Source organism: Ralstonia condita, from assembly GCF_958405655.1.
In the GTDB taxonomy this organism is placed as follows: domain Bacteria; phylum Pseudomonadota; class Gammaproteobacteria; order Burkholderiales; family Burkholderiaceae; genus Ralstonia; species Ralstonia condita.
The window spans coordinates 239,836-260,635 of record NZ_CATYWO010000003.1 but is presented as its reverse complement, the minus strand read 5'-3'; the positions used below and the strand labels follow the sequence as shown (position 1 = coordinate 260,635).

The following is a 20,800-nucleotide window of genomic DNA, read 5'->3' as shown; positions in this document are numbered from 1 at the left end:
TCGTCGCCGGGCGGGTACCCCGCCCCTTTCCTCGTGTCGGCTGCGCAGCGGTTACCGGTTACCGGTACGTGTCGGGCCGCGGGTCATTTCACCGCGGGCCGGAGTTGCTCCGCCATTTGCAGATGCTCGCGCAGCGCAGGCAGGTTGTGCGCGAAGAACGCCCTGATGTCAGGGTCCTTGGCCTCCTTCGAGGCCTTGTCGAACAACGAGACGGCCTCCTTGTGCGCCTGTGTCCCCACCTCATCGGCGTAGGTCCTGTCGTACTTCGCGCCCTCCAGCGCATTGAGCTGGTCGACCTTGGCGCGCTCACCAGCCGGCAGGCTCCCAGGCACGGGGATGCCCTTCTTGTCGGCCAACTGCTTGAGTTCGTCGCCGACGGTCGTGTGGTCCTTCACCATCCGCTGTGCAAAGGCGCGTACGTCAGGGTTGCTGGCGCGCGTGATGGCAACCTGGCTGGCCTGCACTTCCAGCAGCCCGGAAGCTGCCGCCTTCGTGACGAAGGCCGTGTCGGCCTTGTCCGCCGCAGCCCGCGCGACGCTCAGCGCGCCTCCAAAGCCAAGTGCACCTGCCAGAAACAACGCGGCGACACGCCGCGCGCGAATATGCTGTGTCGATCGGTCCATGGGTGGTCCTCCTGCGCGGGTGGGCATCACATTTCGTGGCCGACGGCCTTGGAAACCGCGGCCGGCGTGTCGTATTCGTCGTCCGGCATGTCACGCAGCGTCTGCAGCGTGCTGTCGTCGGCACCATTGGCCTGCGCGGTCTTCACCAGTTCCTGCTTCTTCGCCGGATAGGACGCGCCCTTCAGGGCCTTTTGAATGCTGATCGGCGAGTGCATCGCGTGCTCACGGCCGCCGCCGTCCGCGCCGTGCCCGTGCGACTTGGCCCCCGCGCGGTCTGGGGATTTGCCGGCATTGCCGTGGCTGGCGTGCCCGCCACGCTCATCGGCCGATGCGCTGCCGCGATGGCTTTGCGCCGTCGATTTCGAGTGCGATGCGTGCTGGGTCTTGCCGCGAGTCGTTTTCATGACACCTCCGCTGGTCGGTTGAACGGGCCGTCACCGGAAATGGCGCGGCCGACAGCCGATGCGCAGCAGTGAACATGCCTGCGCGTGGCAGCGGGGCAATGCAGGGCGTTGTGATGCTGAAAGGGTCGCAGGCAGCACTGGAGGTGCTTCCTCCATGCAGGCGAGCGTTTTCTGGCAAGCGCCGATCAACCCGCCTTGCGCTTGACGCTACGCGGCATCGGCAGCGTCATCGACTCACCCAGTGCCCGGTTGACTGCGGCAGGCTTGTCGACAAGGTCTTCCAGCGTGTAGCCGTTCAGTACGTCGAAGTACGCCTGCAGCGCGGTCCGCAGCACGCCCCGCAGACCGCAGACGCGGGTGATGACGCAGTGGTTGTGCTCGCCATGAAAGCACTCGACCATGCGGAAGTCCGGCTCGGTGGCGCGCACCACGTCGCCCAGGTTGATCTGCGCGGCCGGGCGGCCCAGCGTGATGCCCCCCGCGCGCCCTCGCACCGTGTGCAGAAAGCCGTCCTGCCCGAGCTGCTGGACGATCTTGATGAGATGGTTCTTCGGGATGTCGAATGCGTCCGCAATGCGCTGGATGGTGACGAGCTCGTCCGGATGCACGGCCACGTAGATGAGCGTGCGCAAGGCGTAATCGGTGTAGTCGGTCAGTCGCATGGCGGGCGGCGGCCAGGCGGGTGCGTGGCGCGCAGAAACATTCACGAAAGGCACATCTTAAGGGGAACTTCACCAGAAGATGCGCCGGTTTGCCGCAGGTCAATTTGTTGCATCTCAAATATACGTTTAATAGAATCCAATGCAAGCGGTTGCCTCGTCACCGGGGTGCCACACAACAGAGCGTGACGGCGCCCCCGTCTTATTTGTTGCATTAATCACGCATATTTGGAGTTCACAATGCTGTCCGAGCGGTCCAAGCCTTTCATTGATGCCAGCGTTCCCGTGCTGCGCGAGCACGGTCTGACCATCACGCAGACCTTCTATCGCAACATGTTCGCCAGCCACCCCGAGCTGACCAACATCTTCAACATGGGCAACCAGGCCAATGGATCGCAGCAGCAGTCGCTGGCATCGGCGGTATTTGCCTACGCTGCCAACTACGGCAACAACGCCGCGCTGGGCCCGGTGGTCAACCGTATCGTGCACAAGCACGCCGCCGTCGGCATCAAGCCGAGCCACTACACGATCGTCGCGCGCCACCTGCTGGGAGCGATTGCCGAAGTGCTGGGCGATGCCGCCACGCCTGACCTGATCGCCGCGTGGGACGAGGCCTACTGGTTGCTCGCCGCCGAGCTGATTGCCGCCGAGGCGCGCCTGTACCAGCACACGGGAAGCGGTCCGGACCACCGTCAGCCGGTGCGAATTGTCGAGCGCCGCCAGCAGGCCGAAGACGTCGTCTCGTTCACGCTCGAGGCTGTAGGCGATGCGCCGCTGGCGGATTTCCTGCCGGGCCAGTACATCTCGGTGCAGGTTGAACTCTCCCCGGGCGTGCTGCAGCAGCGTCAGTACAGCTTGTCGGATGCGCCGAATGGCCGCACCTGGCGCATCTCGGTCAAGCGCGATGCCGGCGATGGCGGCCGGCCGGCCGGTACCGTATCGAACTGGATGCATACCCACGCACGTGAAGGCGCAGTCCTGCTGGTGAGCCAGCCGTACGGCGACTTCGTGCCGCAACTCGCCACCGACAATCCGATCGTCCTGATGTCGGCAGGCGTGGGCATCACGCCGATGATTTCCACCCTGAATACGCTCGCGCAGCAGAACAGCGATCGCAAGATCGTGTTCAGCCATGCCGACCGCGCGGCCGCCCATGTCGCCCACGCCGATGACCTCGCGCGTGCCGCGCAGATCCTGCCGGCGTTCGAGGCGCATGTCTTCCTGGAATCGGGCGAGGACGCCGAATTCGCCTCGCGTCCGGCGCAGCCAGGCCGCATGTCCGTCGATGCATTCATCGCGGCGGAGACCGCAGACGCGGACTTCTATCTCTGCGGCCCGCTGCCCTTCATGCAGGCGCAGCGCGCAGCGCTCCTTGCCAACGGCGTGCCCGCCGAGCGCATCCACCGCGAGGTGTTCGGTCCCGATCTGCTGGACGACATCCTCTAAGCCTCATCCCGGAGACCACCATGCCCCGCTCTGCCCCGCTGCTCCATATCGGCCAGCCCGATCCTGCCAGCCGCGTGCCGTATGCGGGGCACCCGGTCTTCGCGCTCGGCTTCCGGCCGTTCTATCTGTTGGCCGCCGCCTTTGCGGCGCTGGCCATGGCGTTATGGGCAGCCCTGATGACGGGCGTGTTGCCCTCTGCGCACGGCCCGGCGCTTGCCCCGCTGTTCTGGCACGCGCACGAGATGGTGTTCGGGTTTGCAGTGGCGGTAGTGGTCGGCTTTCTGTTCACCGCCGGCAAGAATTGGACGGGGCTGCAGACGCCGCAAGGCAAGCACCTGGCCGCGCTTGCGGGCCTGTGGCTCGCTGCCCGCGTGCTGATGTGGACGGGGCCGCTGCCGCTGGCGATCGCCGTCGATGTGGCGTTCCTGCCGACGTGCGGCTTCGTGTTCCTGCGCATCCTGCGGCGCGCGCGCAGCTCGCGCAACTACGGGCTGGCCATTGCCTTGCTCGTGCTCGGCGCCGTGAATGCTGCGTTCCACGCCGCACTGGCGTTGGACGCGCCGCTCGTGGCGCTGCGCTGCCTGGATGCAGCGGCCGGACTGGTCTGCATGTTCGTCACCGTCATCGGTGGACGCGTCATCCCGATGTTCACGACCAATGCCGTTCCGGGCGCGCGTGTCCGCCGTTTTGCGTGGGCGGAGCGCGCGATGGTGCCGCTCACGGCGCTGGCGGTGGCTGCACTGGCGGCGCCGCTGGATGGCATCGTGCCCGCTGCGGTCTTTGCGGCCGCCGCCGTGGTTCAGGCCACCCGCTGGGCCGGCTGGGATTCACGGCGCACGTTGCGCACGCCCATCGTTGCCATCCTGCACGCGGCCTATGCCTTCATTCCAGTCGGCTTCGCCCTGCTGGCGGCTGCGGCGCTGGGCTGGGGCGATCGCTCCACCGCGCTGCATGCGCTGACCGCCGGCGCGATCGGTGGCGCCATCGTGGCGATGATCACGCGCACTGCACTGGGCCACACCGGCCGGCTGCTGCGCACCGGGCGCGCCGAAAACTTTGCCTACGCCGCCGTCACGGTGGCAGCGCTTGTCCGGGTGGCGGGACCCGTGCTGGTGCCGCGCAACGTGTGGATCGGCACGGCCAGCGCGCTCTGGGTGGCGGCATTCGCGGTCTACCTGTGGAGCTACACGCCGTGGCTGATGGCCCCGCGCGCGGACGGCAGGGACGGCTGAGCAGCCTGCGTTCCGCATTGCCCGCCGCAGCGGCGGCTCCGTAGAATGGCGCAGCCCCACCGCCCACTGCGCCCACGATGGATGTCCATCTGACGATCCATGGCCGGCACGATCTCGCCGGCCAGCTCTACCGACAATTACGCACCGCCATCCTCGAGGGTCGCCTCGTGGCAGGCGAGCGGCTGCCTTCCACGCGTGACCTCGCCCTTCAGATCGGCGTGTCGCGCAAGACCACACTGGACGTGTTCGAGCGCCTGATCGCCGAGGGCTACCTGCAAGCGCGTGCGGGTTCGGGCACCTTCGTCGCCGAGGCCACGGGCGGGCTGCGAGGGCACGCGCCGCAGCGTTCGCCGGCCGAGCAGCTTGCCTCGCCTGTGCCGCCGGCGCGCGCATTTGCCACGCCATGGAACGACGTGCCAGACGTGCTGCCCATGCCGCGCACGCGCATCGATTACGACTTCGTCGGCGGTGTGACAGAGAAGCGCCTTTTCCCGTTTGATACGTGGCGCCGCTGCGTATCGCATGCGCTGCGGCAGCAGGCACGCGGGCGTGGCGCCTATCACGATCCCGCTGGCGACCAGTCGCTGCGCCTGGCCGTTTCGCGCTATCTGGCGTTCAGTCGCGCGGTGGTCTGCACGTGGGCCGACATCCTGGTCACGCACGGCGCCCAGCAGGCAATCGACCTGATCGCGCGTGTGGTGGTGCGCCCGGGCGATACGGTGGCCGTCGAAGATCCCGGGTATCCGCCCGTTCGCATCGCGCTCCAGGCGCTCGGGGCGAACGTCGTGCCGGTGCCGGTGGATGCAGAGGGCCTGGTGGTGGAGGCGCTGCCACCGCATGCCAGGCTCGTCTATGTCACGCCGTCGCACCAGTTTCCGCTCGGCATGCCGATGAGCCTCGCGCGCCGCGCCCAGCTGCTCGACTGGGCGCAGCATCATGACGCGCTCATCGTGGAGGACGATTACGACAGCGAATTCCGCTTCGACGGCCGACCGATGGAGTCGCTCAAGAGCCTGGACGCTGCGGGCTGCGTGGCCTACGTGGGTACGTTTTCCAAGACGATCTTCCCGGAATTGCGCATCGGGTATGCGGTGCCACCGCCCTCGCTGGTGGCGCCGCTGCGCCGTGCCAAGCAGGTGGCCGACTGGCACAGTGAATCGCTCATGCAGGCGGCGCTGGCCAAGTTCATGCTCGATGGCGATTTCGGCAAATATCTGCGTCGCATGCACAAGGAGTACGCGGCGCGCCGCCACGCACTGTTGCGACATCTGCGCGGGTCCCTCGCCCGCTGGATGGCGCCCGTGCCGTCGACTGCTGGCATCCACATGGCGGCGCAACTGCGCCCGCCGCTGTCGGAGGCGACCATCGTGCAGTTGGCGCAGGGCGTCGGCGTGGGCCTGTACGGCATGGAGCGGATGTACGTCGCGACGGCGCCGCAGCCGGGGCTGCTGGTCGGGTATGGCCACGTGAATGTCGCGGAAATCGACAGCGGGCTAAGCCGGCTGACCGATGCGCTCGCGAAAGTGGCCCCCTGAAATTCACGCGGAGTGGCGATATGAAGCGGCCACTGCGCCGCCTAGACTGGCTCGGTTCTCAAGCACACGAGCCCAGCATGGAACCCCGCCTCGACTTCTATCAAAGCAATCCTGCCGCCATCCAGGCCGTCATGGGGCTTGAAAAGGCCCTCGGCAAGAGCACCCTCGAAACACCGCTGACCGAACTGGTGCGCCTGCGCGCCTCGCAGGTCAATGGCTGCGCGTACTGTGTCGATCTGCATACCGCCGATGCCCGCCGAGGTGGCGAGAACGAGCGCCGCCTGGCGACCGTCTCGGTCTGGCGTGAAACGCCGTTCTTCACCGACCGCGAGCGCGCCGCCCTGGCGTGGACCGAAGCGGTCACGCTCGTCGGTGAAACGCGCGTGCCCGATGATGTGTGGCAAGCCGCGCGGGCGCAGTTTTCCGATGCCGAACTCGTCGACCTGACGCTGCTGGTCTGCACCATCAACACGTGGAACCGGCTGGCGATCAGCTTTCGCAAGCTGCCGGGCTGAGCGCTGCCTATACTTCGCCACACCGCACGCCGCCGACGGAGGGCTCATGCTGCACAACGTCCGCACGCTCAGCATCAACGTTGAACGTCACCTCGATGATGTCGCTGCGTTCCTGGCCGAGCCGTTGAATTTTCCGATCTGGGCGACCGGCTTGGCGGAAGGGCTCGTGCCCGGCACGCAGGGGTCGGGCGCGGCGCCCGACGAGTGGATCGCAAAGGGGCCAGCGGCCAACGAAGGCGAGGCGGGCCGAGTGTTCATCCGCTTCAGCCCGCCCAATTCCTTTGGCATTGCAGACCACTGGGTGCGCCTGCCGGACGACACGGTCGTCACCGTGCCGCTGCGCGTGGTGCGCAACGGCACCGGCAGCACCGTCTCGCTCATGCTGTTTCAGCAGCCCAACATGGACGACGCCCAGTTCGAGGCCGATGCCGAGTGGGTCCAGCGCGATCTTCTGAAGCTCAAGATCGCGCTCGAAACGGACTAGCAGCTCAGGGCTGGTCTGTCCGTGCCGCTTGCGGCAGGGCGTGCGGAACGGCCTGCGGTGCCGAGGGGCTCGCGAGCGACGGGTCGCCACGTTCGTCCGAGCCCTTCACCTGACGGACCCAGACTACGCAGAACAGCCCCGCGCCCACAGCCAGCCAGCCGTTGAGCCCATACCCTTCGATATGCCCGCCCGCGCCATCGCTGAGCAGCAGGCCACCCAGCCAGGCCCCGACGCCCGTGCCAACCGACATCACCGCGCTGTTGGCCGAGAGGAAGGCGCCGCGCACCTGCGGCATCGGCACGGTCGTCATCAGCGCCTGCATCGGCACCATGCGGCTGGAGAGGATCACCATGAAGCAGGGGAAGAACAGCAGCATGCCGATGAAGGGCCAGTCCGGCAGATGCGTTATCACCAGCACGGGAATGAATGCCAGCAGCGCAGCCGCAACGAAGACCCGGCGGCGGCCAAAGCGGTCGGCCAGCTTGCCGACGGCGCGCGAGCTGAAGAATGACGCTGCGCCGCCCGCCACGTACAGCCACGCGAGATCCTGCGGCGCGACACCGTGGTTGGCCACCAGCACGGGCGAGATGAACGGGATCACCAGCATGTGCGAGCCCATCATCACGAAGGTCAGCAGAAAGGCACGCAAGTGGCGCGGGCTGGTCAGCAGGCGCCACAAGTTCACGACGATCTGGCCGACGGTCTGGCTGGTGCCGCTCAGGTGGGCCGTCAGCGGCGGAATGATCTGGCGCGCGCTCAGCCAGATCAGCACCGTGAGCGCCGTCAGCAGGAAGAACGGCGCCGTCCAGCCAAGATGCGCACCCAGCGCAACACCCACCGGCACACCGGCCATGGCCGCCAGGGCAAACGACGACATCACCACTCCGGTTGCCGCCCCGCGCCGCGCGGGTGGAATCACGTCCGACAGGATGGCGAGGATCACCGAGCCGAGCACGCCGCCCGTGAGCCCGGCAAACGCGCGCGCAAACAGCAGCATGCCGTAGTTGCCAGACAGCGCGCAGGCCAGATTGGCCAGCGTGAACAGACCATAGACCGACAGCAGCAGGCGGCGCCGGTCAAAGCGGTCTGTGTATGTGGCCGCCAGCAGGCCCGAGGCGCCCGAGCAGAGGGAATACACCGATACCGCCATGGCAAAGGCCGCCGGCCCGATGCCAAACGTATGCATGATCTGCGGACCGAGCGGCATCATCACCATGAAATCCATGATGACGGTGAATTGGGTGAGGGCGAGCAGCCACAGCAGGCGGCGCTCGCGAGCGGGTTCAAGGATGGGCATCAGGGCGACGGAAGACAGGGTGCGCGCGAGCAGCGGCCGGCATTGGCCGCTCCGCGCATAAAGTCATATCGAAAAACATATCGCAAGATAGTTGTCACGACACAGGAAGTCAAACGCTATTCCGTGCGCCCGTGTGCCGCCTATCCGCAATAGGTCATTTCATCCGGAGTGTCCACAGCACGTCCAGCACGTGTCGCGTGGACGGCTCGACCTGTCCGGCGCGGTGTGCGATGCCAAGCTCACGCCACAGCGTGGGTCGCAACGGTCGCATGACGATGCGCGCGTCCGCTGGCGGCGCCGAGGTCTCATGCGGCAGCAGCGTCGCGCCATAGCCCGCCGCCACGAGGCTCTTGATGGCGTCGTTGTAATTGAGCTGGATGCGCGGCACGGGGTGATGGCCGTCGGCCGCGAACCATTCAGCCGTCTGACGCGAGAGCCGCGTGGTGACGTCGTTCAGAATCAAAGGCTGTGCAGCCAGCCAGGCAGGTGTGATGCGCGCGGGGCTTTTCCAGTGCGCGGGCAGGAAGGCCATCACAGGGTCGCGCCGCCATGGCTTGATCGTGAGCCCCGCCATCTGCGATTGGGGCAGCGCCACGAGGCCAATATCGAGCGCCCCACTCGCCAGCCTCGCCAGCGTTTCCTGCGAGGTGAGGACCGCCACCTGCACGTCGATGCCGGGGTGCTCTTGCCGCAGCACCTCCAGCGCCTGTGGCAGCAGGTGTGCGATCGCGCCGGTGGAAGCGCCGAGCCTCACGCGCCCGGTCAGCCCCGCGACCTGCCGCTGAATGTCTTCCAGTGCCTGTTCTGCATCGGCGAGGAGCCTGCGTGCCCGCTCGACCATCACCTCGCCGATCGCGGTGGACGCGACCTGCCCCCGCTTGCGCGACAGCAGCGGAGCGCCGATGCGGCTCTCCAGCTCGGCGATGTGCAGGCTGACGGTGGGCGGCGCCAGGTGCAGCGCACGGGCGGCGTTTGCAAAAGAACCCCGGTCAGCGACTTCGACCAGGGTGCGCAGGCGGTCCAGACTGATTTCTCTCATCGGGTGGCGCAGTTCAGGAAAACTGAATCGAAAGGTTGCCGAATTCAACTTTTCATATTCTAGGCAGACCCTGAAGATGGCGGCTCCTCCATCGAACGCGCAGAGGGCTCCGCCATGACTGCTCCCCTGATTTTCATCGACGGCGACCAGGGCACCACTGGCCTGCAGATTCATGAACGCCTGCGCGGCCGCACCGGTCTGCAACTACTGACGCTCGCCGCCAGCGACCGGAAAGATCCACAGCGACGCGCGGAAGCGATCAACGCTTGCGATATCGCCATCCTGTGCTTGCCTGATGCGGCGGCGCGCGACGCGGTAGCCTCCATCGTCAACCCAGACGTGCGGGTGATCGATGCCAGCTCCGCCCACCGCACCGCACCGGGCTGGACGTATGGCTTTCCGGAGATGAGCGAAGGGCAGGCGCAGCGCATTGCCACGGCATCGCGCGTGACCAACCCCGGCTGCTACCCCACCGGTGCGATCGGCCTGCTGCGTCCGCTGGTGAGAGCGGGTTTGCTGCCGGCGGACTATCCGATAAGCATCCACGCCGTGTCGGGCTATTCCGGCGGTGGTCGTGCGGCCGTGGAAGCATTCGAGGGCGCCGACGCGTCGCAGGCGCTACCGTTTCAGGTGTATGGCCTGGGACTCATGCACAAGCACACGCCCGAGATCGAACGGCACGCGGGCCTCGCGCAACGGCCGATGTTCGTGCCTGCATACGGCGCGTACCGGCAGGGGATCGTGTTGACGGTGCCGCTGGAGCTGCGCCTGCTGGCTCCGGGCGTCGACGCAGCGGGGCTGCATGCTTGCCTGTCACGCCACTACGCCAGCGCGCGGCACGTGCGTGTCATGCCCCTGGAGGCCTCGTCCCAATGGACGCACCTTGATCCGCAGGCGCTCAACGGGACCAACGACATGCATCTGGGCGTGTTCGCCAACCACCACGGCCAAGTCCTGCTCACGGCCGTGTTCGACAACCTGGGGAAGGGGGCGTCCGGCGCTGCGGTACAGAATCTGGAGCTGATGCTCGCGTCAGCTTGAATCGCCGGTGCGCTGGCCGGGCGTCAATGGCGAGGCGCCGGTATCCGGTACCGGGCCTGACCAGATCGGACGGCCCTTCAGGCGCGATGCCCTTGTGCATCACCCGGGTAGCTCGTATCCCAGCGCCATGCGAGCACGTCGTACGCGCTGGCCTGACGGTCAGTGCCTTGCGAATACGGATCGAAACGATCGTACTTCCACGCCAGGTAGCCATAGGTGTCGGCATGGCGGTCCAGGCCTTGCGTGTAGGGGTCGGCCTTGTCGGTGGAGGCGCCCTGCGTGTACGGATCGAATCGGCCTTCGCTTTGCGCTGCGGCGGCAGGCAGGGCCGTGAACAGGGCGGCAGATGCGCAGAGGGTGGCCAGTACCTTCAGCGACAGTTTGCGGGAAAGGGGCGAAGCGCGGCGTGTGTCCATGATGAACTCCTTGAGCGGGGGAATATGCCGTCCGGAGACGGCGTCCATGAGGTCGCTGACGGCGTCTTGCCGCCGCGATCCTGCAGGTTGGTCGCGTCACGGATGCACACCTGACACCGCATCTGCGAGAAAGATCGTGCGCCAACCTGTACCGCCATATACGCAGGCCGCCAGGAAACGGATGCAGCGTCGTGCTCCTGTCACGCCATCCGCATCAGTCCTGCCACGCCTTGCCAGCCCACATACACACCCACCAGCGTGATCAGCGCGCCAGACAGGTATGGCGCCCTGCGTGCGAACTCGCCAAAGCCGCCCCAGCGGCGCGAGACATGCTTCACGCTGAGTGCGGCCAGTGCGCCGGAGGCCACCAAGGTCAGTGCCAGACCGATGCTGAAGCACAGCACCAGTGCGGCACCCAGCGTGATCTTCTTGAACTGCAGGCACAGCAGCAGCACCGTGATCGACGCCGGACACGGCATCAGGCCGCCAGTGAGGCCGAACACGATGATCTGGCCCGTCGTCACGTCGCGGTGGGCGAAGCGGCGGCGGATGTCATCGGCATGCGCACGCTCATGGGCGTCCTGGTACTCGCCTGAGGCAAGCTTCAGCGCTTCGTGACCATGGCCGTGGTCATGCCCGTGGTCGTGGTCATGATCGTGGCTGTGCGTGCTCCGCCAAGTGCGCCAGACCATCCACGCCGCCACGCCAATGATGAGCACCGCCGACACCACCTGGAAGTACGGCTCCGTCGTTTCCGCATTCCAGTTGCGGCCGAAGTACAGACCGGCCATGGCCACCGCCCACACGACCGCCGTGTGCGAGACCGTTGCCGACAACCCGAGCAGCACCGCCTGCGTGAGCGTGCCCCGGATGGCGACGATGAACGCCGCCATCATCGTCTTGGAATGTCCGGGCTCGAGGCCGTGGAGTGCGCCAAGAAGGATGGCGCTGGGAACGAACAGCCAGGCATTGCCTTGCTGCAGGAGGGTCGTGAACGAGGTCATGAGATCGCGAGGCGATAGGCAATTCAAGGTGGCGGCAGTATACTCCCCCCTAGTATCACGCGTGATACTTTCCGCACGTCAACCACCCCAAACCGAGTGCCCATCCATGGCCCATACCATTCGCGACAAAGCCAAGCTGCTGGCACGCGTGCGGCGTATCCAGGGGCAGGCGGCTGCCCTGGAAAAACAACTCGAAGAAGAAGGGGATTGCACCGCGGTGCTGCAGCAGATCGCTGCGATTCGCGGTGCGGTCAACGGGCTGATGGCGGCCGTCATCGAAGGCCATCTGACCGACCATCTGGTCAAGCAGCCGGCTGAGGCGCAGCGCCAGGAAGACCTGAGCGCCGTGCTCCAGGTGATCAAGTCGTATCTGAAATAGGCTGGCGCGGCGCGTTATTGCGCCAGCGGGCGCAGCTTCCACTCGCCGCTGGGCTGCTTGCACAGCCACGCTGTCCATTGCTCCTTGCTGCTGCCGCGGCTCAGCTCGCTTTGCAGGCGACGGCACGATTGGCCGGCGTCGGTCTTGCTCTCCAGCGGCGTGATGGTCGCTTCGATGGCCGGCAGCCTGCCCTTTGCGGGCCAGGTCCATTGCGCGGGGGTATTGTCGGCCGCGTTGACCAGCGTGTTGCCGATCGCCTTGGTAAACGACTGCAGTTCGGTCTGGCTCATCGAGCCGATGATGGTGCTGGCCAGCACGTTGCGGAAGTACGCGAACGACGGCGTGGCGGTGCCCAGCAGCGCGGCACCCGCCAGGGCGAGCGCAAGACCACGGGAATGCGGCATGGTGTGTCCTCCAGGATGTGACGAAAGGTGCCTACATCCTAGACCATGTCGCTGCGCCCGCCAGCGGATCGCCATGCATGCGGGGAGGATCCCGCCGTCAAGCTACGCCTTAGGGGCCTTGACCAGCAGCACGGGGCATTCCGCGTGCGCCACCACGCGCCCCGCCACCGACCCCATAATCGCTTCCACGAACACCCCCCGTCCGTGCGAGCCCATCACGATGGCCGCCGCGCCTGCGTGCTTGGCGTGCTCAATGATGCGTTCGGGCGGAAATCCGACCAGCGCGTGCTGCTCGAACGGCATGCCCGCCTCGGTCAGGATCGTGCAGACAGAGCGCATGGCACCGGCGCTCTCCTCCGCGTACCAGGCATCCACCTCCGCCTTGCCGACCAGGGACCGGATATCGCCGGACAAGTCCGGCATGCAGTGGACGACATGCACGGTCACGTCGCTGCCGAACAGCGTCTTGTCCGCGATACAGCGTGCCGCCGCGTCGGAATAGCTCGATCCGTCCGTTGCCAGTACCAGGGTCTTCATGTGGCCTCCTTGCCATGTCTGCCGCCCGCGCCGGATGTGCGGTCGGTGTTAACTTCTAACGTAAAGCCTGCTGAATGTGGCGCGTTGATACGAGTCAACCCGAGCGGCCTGGTGCCGCAGCGCCATCAGCGGTTGCACAGGAACACAGGCAGAATGCACCACCTATCCCGACTTTGCGCCGCAAATGACTGCCACGCCATCCCTCGCCGATTACCCGCTCCAGGCCACCGACAAGCTCCGCTACGGCGACACCGACCGCCAGGGCCACATCAACAACGCCGTCTTCGCCACCTACCTGGAAACCGGGCGCGTCGAGATGCTGTTCTCGCCGGACAACCCGCTGGCCGCGCCGGGGTGCGAGTTCGTCATCGCGCAGCTCGTGCTCGACTTCCGCAACGAAATCCTCTGGCCGGGCTCGGTGCAGATCGGCACGCGCGTGGCGAGAATCGGGCGCAGCTCGGTCAAGCTCGAGCAGGCCCTGTTCCAGAACGGCCGCTGCGCCGCGACGTCGCAGTCGGTGATCGTGCAGATCGACGTGGCCACGCGCCATTCGACACCCATCAGCGACAGCGCGCGCCAGCGTCTGGCGGCGCTCATCACTGCCCCCGCCGATGCACCGGCCGAGTGACGGCATGGCGTGACGCACCGCCCACGCAAACGAACTCCCCTGTAAAAGTTTTTAACTTTGTTTGCGCTCCCGCCCCTTCCCGGTGGGAAGATGGCTCTCCCGTTCAATCACGCGGAGGTGACCATGGGACTGTTGGATGAAGTGGGCAAGATCGCCGGCGCCGTCGCCGCCGTCGAAGCCGCCGAGAAAGTCGATCCGGATGCCGGCCTGCTGACTAAGGCAGTCGCCGCCGTCGCCGGTTTCAAGGGCGCGGGCGCGCTGGAAGAGATGCTGGAAAAGAAGGACGAAGCCAAGGCCGAAGGCGCCGAGGCGGCTCCCGAAGATGGGGCTGCCCCGCAGGCCTGATTGCTTGCAGGCTCAAAAGGATTTGGGGGACCCCGCCGGTTGGCGGGGTTTTTGTTTTTATTGAACGGTGGAGCCTGCAGAAGCCTTATGGTTCAGCCCAATTGTCGGGCGCGCATAGCTTCATCGATTTCAGGGGAATCGCTCCAAAGGCATTCTCTTTTGGAATCAGCGAGAAGTATTTCCAGTCGGCTTCATTGACGAAAACCTCCCCGCTTTTGCATAGCATGTGTGCTTGCCTGGGTTGTTTGCTACACGACGCGCCGCCAATTGCACAACGTTGCCATTGAGAAATCACGCCGGCAGGTAGACGCTGACCATTCTTGAGTTCGGTGTACGTTTGAACATCCCGGGTCGAAATCGCCATATACATGAAATCCAGGTCCGGCTGTACGGGTCTTGCTGCTTCTGCTCGGAGATACCGTGTGTGTAGATTAAAGCCGTAGTGGAAGACGGCGGCAAGAATCACCACTGTCATCACTGTCGCCAACGTGACCGCTATTCGACGTGTCGTAAAGCCTCTTTTGCGGGTGAGGGAAAAACCAAATATCGGGAATGCCAAAACAGTTGCGACACCCGCGGCTTCAAGGTCGGGGCTCGCACAATCCAATCCGCACCCAGGGTTGTGGTCAAAAGCCGTCATGATGCGTATGACGATCGTGGCGGTTACGAACCCGGCGAACACGAAACTTATTAACGTCAGAGCTCGCTTCAATCAACCTCCAAAAAAGAATCTTCTTGGAGTCGCGCACTTATACGTAGTCCGCGCTTTTCGGTTGGGTTTAAGGCGTAGGGGATGCTTTTGAGTTGTCCGTCTTTTCAGGGTTGGAGCGCGTATCCGACAAAAAAAACAAACTCGTCCCAATGACCAGCGCTAATAGTCGGCGCCATACTCGCAGTGCACCGGTGCCGGGACGCGCGCTTGCCCAACCCGTTATGGCAAATATCAATGTGGGGCCAAGCAAATATCCAAGCAGAAGAACAATCGCCCACCACGGCAGCCAGCAAGGGCCGATTTCATAGCAACCTCCTCTGTTACGAGGTACAAGCTTGAAGGGAAGCCGATATGACATCTGACTGCCGACCTTTAGAGCGACCCACGTTGTGGCAAGTCCAACGGCAAGAAACAGCAACGCTAGGCCAGCGCTTCTCATTTTGAGCGGTCCTCGCTTTCGTCATAGCGCAAGCGAGGATCGTGAACGAAGGCAAACTTCTTGAGCAGCACAGCGCGATCCACCCAGCCATACCCCGATCGGCAGTGGATTTGGGTTCGCCCCTCCGCTGGTCCTCCGGATGTACAGCGTTCCCATTGTTTAATGAGGATCGACGTCTCCCGATTCTCGGGGGCGTGAAACGCATATGCCTGCACATCTTCTTTGGCGACGACCGTTAGGTAGAAATCTGACTCCGGTTGTATCTCGCGAATGCTATAGAAGTATGCGTTCTCCTCTCGCAACTTATGGATGTAAGCGCCCATCGCCGCCACGAGAGTGATGATCAGTTCGGCGCCAAGGGTGACGGTCCAAACAGCAATACGGCTCCGCTTGACTTGCAACGCAAGGCAAGTCGCGAACACCAAGATGGCGCCCACCAATGCGCAGGAAAGCAGCAACGCTAGCTGCCTTGCAGCGCAGTCCTCTCCGCACATGGGAATGAAGTGCATGAAGGGCAGCGATAAGGCGATGCCGAGTGCTGCCCCACCAAAAGAGCCAAGCACGGCAGTGATGAGAGTCTTCACTTGATCTCCCAGAAAAGAATCTTTTTGGAGTTCCGTAAGTCCGAATACCAAAGACTATTGAAGCCAAGCCTGAATCGGAAAAAGGAGGTCGAGGAAGGAGTCAACGTGTCCTGATTCCAGAGATCGATGTGACCGCCGCTGGCGCGATCCGATGATTCGCCATCGCGAGCCCAATACTCCCCGAAGAAGATGATGCCGGTACGCCCCTTCACCTTCATCTCCCAGTCCGTGCCCGTCACATCTTGCGGTCTTTTGGGTAAACCACAGAACGGTTGCAGATTCAGCCATATGGCCATTTCATCGGCTCGTGTTGCCGTAGCCTTTCCCTTTAGCAAGATGCGCCCGATGGTATCTTTGCCGGGCGGGGGCTTTATCACTTTCTCTGAGAACGATTTCATCTCTATACCGACACGATGCAAGGTTGCGCTCATGCGGATTGCGCATTGATTCTTGTACGCCCCAGTGGGGTCGGCGTATGGGTCGCCCGTAACGTAGTTGCCCCACAAGTCCGCAAACTTCACCGCCGGAGCGTCTATTCGGCACACCGATCCCGGCGTTGCATTGGTCCTGACCTGAGCCTTCTGTTTGAGCGGTTTGCGTTGTGCTGCCGTCATGCCGATTCCCCCGCTTGCTTTGCAAGAGCCTCGTCGCCCCAGAAAACGGTGTATGCCTCCTCGCCGAGTGTGACAACGCGTGGTAGCGCACCATTGGCAGGCGTGCGGCCTGAGAAAGTACGGCCGTCCGAGGTCTCGATGTAGTACGGCAAGCCCTCCAAGTGCGGCGATACGAGGTGCGTCTGTTCGTCATGACTGGCTGAGGCTCCCGTGCTCGTTGCCGCGGCATGGGGATGGCCGGAGGCAGCATGGGATGCACGTTCCCCGCTGCCCATGTCTTCATACCAGGCGTTGCCGGCGAGCAAAGCGACGATGCGTTGCGGAGTCGGGCACTTGCACAGAACCTCGTCGCCATCCAAGGCAACCTCGCCCATGAAATTCATCCGGCGCGGGCCGCCAGCCTTTGCAATGGTGCCGACGCTCTTGCACGCTTCGCAGTACGCTCCTCCGGCGATCAGGGCGACTTGGTTATCTGCGCTTCCAAATGTGCATGGAGGCCCCGAGTAAGGCAGGACCGTTCCGCCGTTTTGAAGCGCATCGCCGACAACAGCAATTCTTCGCATCATGGTGTGGCCTCCACGATGCAGCTCAACCACTGTTCGTTTTGCATAGCACCTGCCTCCGATTAACCGCTTCGGATTGTCTTGGGCAGATCGAGCGCCAAGCAGGATTTGGCGAAATATTACGAATGGGATGGGCTTGTTCGATCGCTATAATCCCCACCGTCACCGCACCAACGGTGATCGGGTTTCGCAGCCCGTCCACGCTCACCACAGACGGACAGCCGCCTTTCGCGCGGCGTTTTTATGTCCGGTGCTTGCGCACGCCTATGCTTTTTACGGCGGGCCGGGCAGGGAGACCTTCGGGTCTGCCGGTTTCCTGTGGTGGCCGGTCTGCGAACCCTGTCGTCAGGCCCGCCACCCTCGTTCGCAGCGAATGGCGGGTCTCCTGCAATCACCACAGGAGGCCACATGGCTACCGCACTCAGCGGGCATCGCCCCGCGTCTTACCCTTCCCCACCGCCTTGGCGCTGCAGGCTTCCCACGCAACCGGGAGGTGCCGCATGTCGCTGACCAAGAACCGCATCTACCTCGACGGTGCAGTCTCGGCGCGCGCGTTCCTGTGCCGCACGCGCACCGATATGCGCACGCACGGTCAATGCCGGACCGGCAAGCTGCGCGAGCAGCTCACGTACTTCTCGGAACACGCGTATCCACCAGCATTTGTGAAAGGCTTTATCGATGCCATCGACGCGTATCTGTCGATGTCGCTCGGGGGGAGCGATGTGGACCCGCGCACGTGGGAGGTATTGGCCGCCATCGAGCGGCGGCGGGTTTGCGCCGCATAACAACGGATTGACGGTTCCCCGTGACGGGCGGGGACGCCGGTAGCACCGGATGGCCGGGTGGATCAGGCCGCGCGCTTGCGCTCCACCGCGCGTTGGCGGGTCGAGAATCCTGCGCGGATGCATCCCGCCAGCGCCTGCGCCGCCGCGTTCGCGCCCTGCGCTGGCAACATGAGGCTGATCGCAAACGTCGGCAGGTCCGGTAGTCCCGCTTCGGGCCCGAGGATGTCGAGGTCGGCCGGCACCGTCGGCGTGAGCCATGCCGTGACGGCCAGGCCGGTACGTACCGTGGCGGTGGTGGCTTCAATGTTGCCGCTCTCGAACACCGTGCGCCATTCGGTGCGCTGCTCGCCCAGTGCTTTCAGCACGCGGGCGCGGAAGGCGCAGCTTTCGTCCACCATCGACAGCGGCAAGGGCCGCTTCAGGTGCGCGTTGCCGCCGCGTGCGCCCACCCACACCAGCCGTTCCACGCACAGGCATTCGCCACTGGCTTCGTCTATGGGGGCTTCGACCACGGCGATGTCCAGCTCGCCGCGCGCCATGCCTTGTGCCAGCGCCGGCGATGTGCCGCAGACGATGCCGAGTTCGACCGCCGGCCACGCCTCGGTAAAGGCCTTGAAGATCGGCGGGAAGACTGTGCCGACCAGGTCGTAAGGCACGCCCAGGCGCACCGGCCCTTGCAGTGGGCGCGCGGCCATGTCCGCCCACACTTCATCGTTGAGCGCGAGCAGGCGCTTGGCGCGGCCAAGGAAGCGCTCACCCGCGTGGGTGAGCTCGAGCCGCCGGCCGTCGCGCTCGAACAGCCGGCATTCGAAGGCGTCTTCGAGCCGCTTGATCTGCTGGCTGACGGCGCCCTGCGTGAGATGCAGCGCGTTGGCCGCCACCGTCATGCTGGCGTTTTCAGCTACGGCAACGAAGGTGCGGACGAGGGTGATGTCGAGATTCTTGGCCATCTGGGCATTCTAGAAGCTAATGCCCCGGTGCGAGCGTTTCACGATCGCTAATGGATTGCGGACACCCCGGCCGCCGTGGCCGGGTGCTCGCAAGGAGGTCGCACACGTATGCGTGGCTTCGAATGCTGCATTGCATCATTCGGGCGGCGATTGCCCGGGCAGGCGTTGTCAGCGCGTGCCGGGGGACTTTGCTGCGCACAACCGAGCAACTGTTCTAATGCGGGTAAGCCCGGTCGTTTGAAACAACGCTGGGCGCCTAGGATGTGGGGTTGTGACCGGCACCAAGCCGGCGGCGTCGCTCGCCCAATAAAACCACTCCGGAGACACCCCCATGGCCACCGATTCGCTCACCTTCGATTACGTCATCGTCGGCGCAGGTTCCGCCGGCTGCGCGCTTGCCAGCCGACTCACCGAAGATCCGGACGTGACCGTCGCGCTGCTGGAAGCGGGGCCGCATGATCATCACCTCTCCGTGTGGGTGCCGGCAGGATGTGCGGCGTCCCTGCCCTTCAAGAACAAGCGCAACTATGCCTTCCAGACGGTGCCGCAGGCCGGCCTCGGTGGGCGTCAGGGCTATCAGCCGCGTGGGCGTGGGCTGGGCGGCAGCTCGTCGCTCAACGCGATGATCTACATCCGCGGCACGCGCAATGATTACGACCACTGGGCGTCGCTCGGCTGCACCGGCTGGGGCTGGAACGACGTGCTGCCCTACTTCAAGCGCTCCGAAAGCAACGAGCGCGTGGCCGGGCGCGATGATGATCCGCTGCACGGCGGTAACGGCCCGCTGCACGTGAGCGACCTGCGCACCGGCAATCCGGTCGCGCGTCGCTTTGTCGACGCGGCGGCCGCCGCCGGCTACCGGCGCAACGACGATTTCAACGGCCCCAACCAGGAGGGCGTCGGCCCGTACCAGGTCACGCAGTACAACGGTGAACGCTGGAACGCCGCGCGCGCCTACCTGCACGGCGGCGACAAGAGCGACGCCACATTCAGCCGTGGCCGCCGCCAGTTGACGGTGATGCCTGACACGCAGGCGCTGCGCATCGTGTTTGAGGGCAAGCGCGCGGCAGGCGTGACGGTGGAGCGCGCCGGCCGCACGGAGACACTGCGTGCACGGCGCGAGGTGATCGTGTCATCGGGCGCGTTCGGTTCGCCGCAATTGCTGATGGCGTCGGGTGTCGGCCCGGCGGATCATCTGCGCGCACTCGGCATTCCGGTGGTCCAGGACCTGCCCGGCGTCGGCCAGAACCTGCAGGACCATCTCGACATCATCCTGCACAAGAAGCTGTTCAACCTCGACCTGATCGGCTACTCGCTGCGAGGCGGCGCCCACATGCTCGGCGAGATCCTGCGCTATCGCCGCGAGCGGCGCGGCATGCTGGCCACCAACTTTGCCGAGGCGGGCGGCTTCATCAAGAGTCGCGCCGATCTGATCGAACCGGATCTGCAACTGCACTTCGTGGTGGCCATGGCCGACAACCACAACCGTACGTTCAACTACGGCCACGGTTATTCCTGCCACGTGTGCGTGCTGCGTCCGAAGAGCCGTGGCGAGGTGCGCCTGGCCTCCGCCGACACGCGCGATGCGCCGCTGATCGATCCGCGCTTCCTGTCAGACCCTGCCGACATGGCGGGCATGCTGGCGGGCTTCCGCGCAGTGAAGAGCATCTTCGCGCAGCGCCCGCTGGCCGACCTGGGCGGTCGCGAGCTGTATTCCGGAAATATCCGCGGCGACGGCTCGGATGACGAAGCCGTCCGTGCCCTGATCCGCCAGCACGCCGACACCATCTACCACCCCGTCGGCACCTGCAAGATGGGCAGCGCCGACGATGCAATGGCCGTGGTCGACCCGGAACTGCGCGTGCGTGGCCTGACAGGCCTGCGCGTGATTGACGGCTCGGTCATGCCCACGCTGATCGGCGGCAACACCAACGCCCCCATCATCATGATCGCCGAGCGCGCCGCCGACCTGATGCGTCAAGGCGGACGCCCAACACTGAACGTGGTGAGCAGCACCCCCGCGCAAGCGGTGCCGGCCGAGGTGCACTGAGCAACAAGGCGCCTTTTCGCACCGACTCAGGCACACCAATGGTCTGACTGTTGATGCCCTGGATGGCGTCATCCAGGGCGCATCTTCCTTTGATGAGTTTCCTTGGCAAGACAGG

25 protein-coding genes are annotated in these 20,800 nt (G+C 64.9%); 11 read left to right on the top strand and 14 right to left on the bottom strand.

Annotated elements, in window-relative coordinates:
- Positions 1-83: 83 nt before the first annotated feature.
- The 3 genes from R2N03_RS12915 to R2N03_RS12905 all read right to left on the bottom strand — a co-directional run bounded on the left by R2N03_RS12915 (position 84) and on the right by R2N03_RS12905 (position 1,689).
- Entirely contained in the window at positions 84-623 is a 540-nt protein-coding gene (locus R2N03_RS12915; RefSeq protein ID WP_316658045.1) for a DUF4142 domain-containing protein, read from the bottom strand.
- 26 nt (positions 624-649) lie between these two features.
- Positions 650-1,027, bottom strand: a complete 378-nt coding sequence (locus tag R2N03_RS12910) for a DUF2795 domain-containing protein (protein ID WP_316658044.1) — start codon at positions 1,025-1,027, stop codon at positions 650-652.
- A gap of 185 nt (positions 1,028-1,212) precedes the next feature.
- Complete coding sequence (locus R2N03_RS12905) at positions 1,213-1,689, bottom strand: RrF2 family transcriptional regulator (protein WP_316658043.1); 477 nt, start codon at positions 1,687-1,689, stop codon at positions 1,213-1,215.
- Positions 1,690-1,926: 237 nt separating this feature from the next.
- Between R2N03_RS12905 and R2N03_RS12900 the strand changes: the two genes are divergently transcribed.
- From R2N03_RS12900 to R2N03_RS12880, 5 genes are all read left to right on the top strand, one after another.
- Complete coding sequence (locus tag R2N03_RS12900) at positions 1,927-3,132, top strand: globin domain-containing protein (protein WP_316658041.1); 1,206 nt, start codon at positions 1,927-1,929, stop codon at positions 3,130-3,132.
- 20 nt (positions 3,133-3,152) lie between these two features.
- Positions 3,153-4,364, top strand: coding sequence for an NnrS family protein (locus tag R2N03_RS12895; protein WP_316658040.1), 1,212 nt, complete (start codon positions 3,153-3,155; stop codon positions 4,362-4,364).
- A 77-nt stretch (positions 4,365-4,441) separates the two neighbouring features.
- Positions 4,442-5,899 (top strand): MocR-like pyridoxine biosynthesis transcription factor PdxR, encoded by a 1,458-nt coding sequence (gene pdxR / locus R2N03_RS12890; RefSeq protein WP_316658039.1) that lies wholly within the window; start codon positions 4,442-4,444, stop codon positions 5,897-5,899.
- Between the two features lie 77 nt (positions 5,900-5,976).
- Positions 5,977-6,414, top strand: coding sequence for a carboxymuconolactone decarboxylase family protein (locus tag R2N03_RS12885; RefSeq protein ID WP_316658038.1), 438 nt, complete (start codon positions 5,977-5,979; stop codon positions 6,412-6,414).
- Positions 6,415-6,460: 46 nt separating this feature from the next.
- The gene (locus tag R2N03_RS12880) at positions 6,461-6,898 is read left to right on the top strand and encodes an SRPBCC family protein (protein ID WP_316658037.1); all 438 of its coding nucleotides are present in this window, start codon (positions 6,461-6,463) and stop codon (positions 6,896-6,898) included.
- A gap of 4 nt (positions 6,899-6,902) precedes the next feature.
- Here the strand turns inward: R2N03_RS12880 and R2N03_RS12875 are convergent, their stop codons facing one another.
- A complete protein-coding gene (locus R2N03_RS12875) occupies positions 6,903-8,195 on the bottom strand; it encodes an MFS transporter (protein WP_316658036.1) in 1,293 nt (430 codons plus the stop codon).
- A 154-nt stretch (positions 8,196-8,349) separates the two neighbouring features.
- The gene (locus R2N03_RS12870) at positions 8,350-9,234 is read right to left on the bottom strand and encodes a LysR family transcriptional regulator (protein ID WP_316658195.1); all 885 of its coding nucleotides are present in this window, start codon (positions 9,232-9,234) and stop codon (positions 8,350-8,352) included.
- A gap of 114 nt (positions 9,235-9,348) precedes the next feature.
- On the opposite strand from R2N03_RS12870, the gene argC reads away from it, so the two are divergent.
- On the top strand, positions 9,349-10,275 hold the full coding sequence (argC, locus tag R2N03_RS12865) for an N-acetyl-gamma-glutamyl-phosphate reductase (RefSeq protein WP_316658035.1): 927 nt from the start codon (positions 9,349-9,351) through the stop codon (positions 10,273-10,275).
- Positions 10,276-10,352: 77 nt separating this feature from the next.
- On the opposite strand, the gene R2N03_RS12860 is transcribed toward argC, so the two are convergent.
- Positions 10,353-10,691, bottom strand: a complete 339-nt coding sequence (locus R2N03_RS12860; protein WP_316658034.1) for a hypothetical protein — start codon at positions 10,689-10,691, stop codon at positions 10,353-10,355.
- Between the two features lie 200 nt (positions 10,692-10,891).
- A complete protein-coding gene (locus R2N03_RS12855; protein ID WP_316658033.1) occupies positions 10,892-11,695 on the bottom strand; it encodes a nickel/cobalt efflux protein RcnA in 804 nt (267 codons plus the stop codon).
- Between the two features lie 106 nt (positions 11,696-11,801).
- Here R2N03_RS12855 and R2N03_RS12850 point away from each other — a divergent pair, with 106 nt between their 5' ends.
- Positions 11,802-12,074, top strand: a complete 273-nt coding sequence (locus R2N03_RS12850) for a metal/formaldehyde-sensitive transcriptional repressor (RefSeq protein WP_316658032.1) — start codon at positions 11,802-11,804, stop codon at positions 12,072-12,074.
- Positions 12,075-12,088: 14 nt separating this feature from the next.
- On the opposite strand, the gene R2N03_RS12845 is transcribed toward R2N03_RS12850, so the two are convergent.
- On the bottom strand, positions 12,089-12,478 hold the full coding sequence (locus R2N03_RS12845; protein WP_316658031.1) for a hypothetical protein: 390 nt from the start codon (positions 12,476-12,478) through the stop codon (positions 12,089-12,091).
- A gap of 102 nt (positions 12,479-12,580) precedes the next feature.
- Positions 12,581-13,015: a universal stress protein gene (locus R2N03_RS12840; protein WP_316658030.1), complete on the bottom strand. Its 435-nt coding sequence runs from the start codon at positions 13,013-13,015 to the stop codon at positions 12,581-12,583.
- Positions 13,016-13,199: 184 nt separating this feature from the next.
- On the opposite strand from R2N03_RS12840, the gene R2N03_RS12835 reads away from it, so the two are divergent.
- Positions 13,200-13,643, top strand: coding sequence for an acyl-CoA thioesterase (locus tag R2N03_RS12835; protein ID WP_316658029.1), 444 nt, complete (start codon positions 13,200-13,202; stop codon positions 13,641-13,643).
- A 123-nt stretch (positions 13,644-13,766) separates the two neighbouring features.
- Positions 13,767-13,988, top strand: a complete 222-nt coding sequence (locus R2N03_RS12830) for a hypothetical protein (protein WP_027678733.1) — start codon at positions 13,767-13,769, stop codon at positions 13,986-13,988.
- Between the two features lie 85 nt (positions 13,989-14,073).
- Here the strand turns inward: R2N03_RS12830 and R2N03_RS12825 are convergent, their stop codons facing one another.
- The 4 genes from R2N03_RS12825 to R2N03_RS12810 form a co-directional block, all read right to left on the bottom strand.
- The gene (locus R2N03_RS12825) at positions 14,074-14,700 is read right to left on the bottom strand and encodes a hypothetical protein (protein WP_316658028.1); all 627 of its coding nucleotides are present in this window, start codon (positions 14,698-14,700) and stop codon (positions 14,074-14,076) included.
- A gap of 435 nt (positions 14,701-15,135) precedes the next feature.
- On the bottom strand, positions 15,136-15,723 hold the full coding sequence (locus R2N03_RS12820; protein ID WP_316658027.1) for a hypothetical protein: 588 nt from the start codon (positions 15,721-15,723) through the stop codon (positions 15,136-15,138).
- Positions 15,720-16,337, bottom strand: a complete 618-nt coding sequence (locus R2N03_RS12815) for a type VI secretion system amidase effector protein Tae4 (protein WP_316658026.1) — start codon at positions 16,335-16,337, stop codon at positions 15,720-15,722. Before R2N03_RS12815 ends, R2N03_RS12820 begins: the two co-directional genes overlap by 4 nt.
- Complete coding sequence (locus tag R2N03_RS12810; RefSeq protein WP_316658025.1) at positions 16,334-16,903, bottom strand: PAAR domain-containing protein; 570 nt, start codon at positions 16,901-16,903, stop codon at positions 16,334-16,336. The genes R2N03_RS12815 and R2N03_RS12810 overlap by 4 nt, the downstream gene beginning before the upstream one ends.
- Before the next feature lie 497 nt (positions 16,904-17,400).
- On the opposite strand from R2N03_RS12810, the gene R2N03_RS12805 reads away from it, so the two are divergent.
- Positions 17,401-17,685: a hypothetical protein gene (locus R2N03_RS12805; protein WP_316658024.1), complete on the top strand. Its 285-nt coding sequence runs from the start codon at positions 17,401-17,403 to the stop codon at positions 17,683-17,685.
- 62 nt (positions 17,686-17,747) lie between these two features.
- Here R2N03_RS12805 and R2N03_RS12800 read toward each other — a convergent pair whose 3' ends face one another.
- Positions 17,748-18,635: a LysR family transcriptional regulator gene (locus R2N03_RS12800; RefSeq protein ID WP_316658023.1), complete on the bottom strand. Its 888-nt coding sequence runs from the start codon at positions 18,633-18,635 to the stop codon at positions 17,748-17,750.
- Positions 18,636-18,966: 331 nt separating this feature from the next.
- On the opposite strand from R2N03_RS12800, the gene R2N03_RS12795 reads away from it, so the two are divergent.
- The gene (locus R2N03_RS12795) at positions 18,967-20,685 is read left to right on the top strand and encodes a GMC family oxidoreductase (RefSeq protein WP_316658022.1); all 1,719 of its coding nucleotides are present in this window, start codon (positions 18,967-18,969) and stop codon (positions 20,683-20,685) included.
- Positions 20,686-20,800 lie beyond the last annotated feature (115 nt).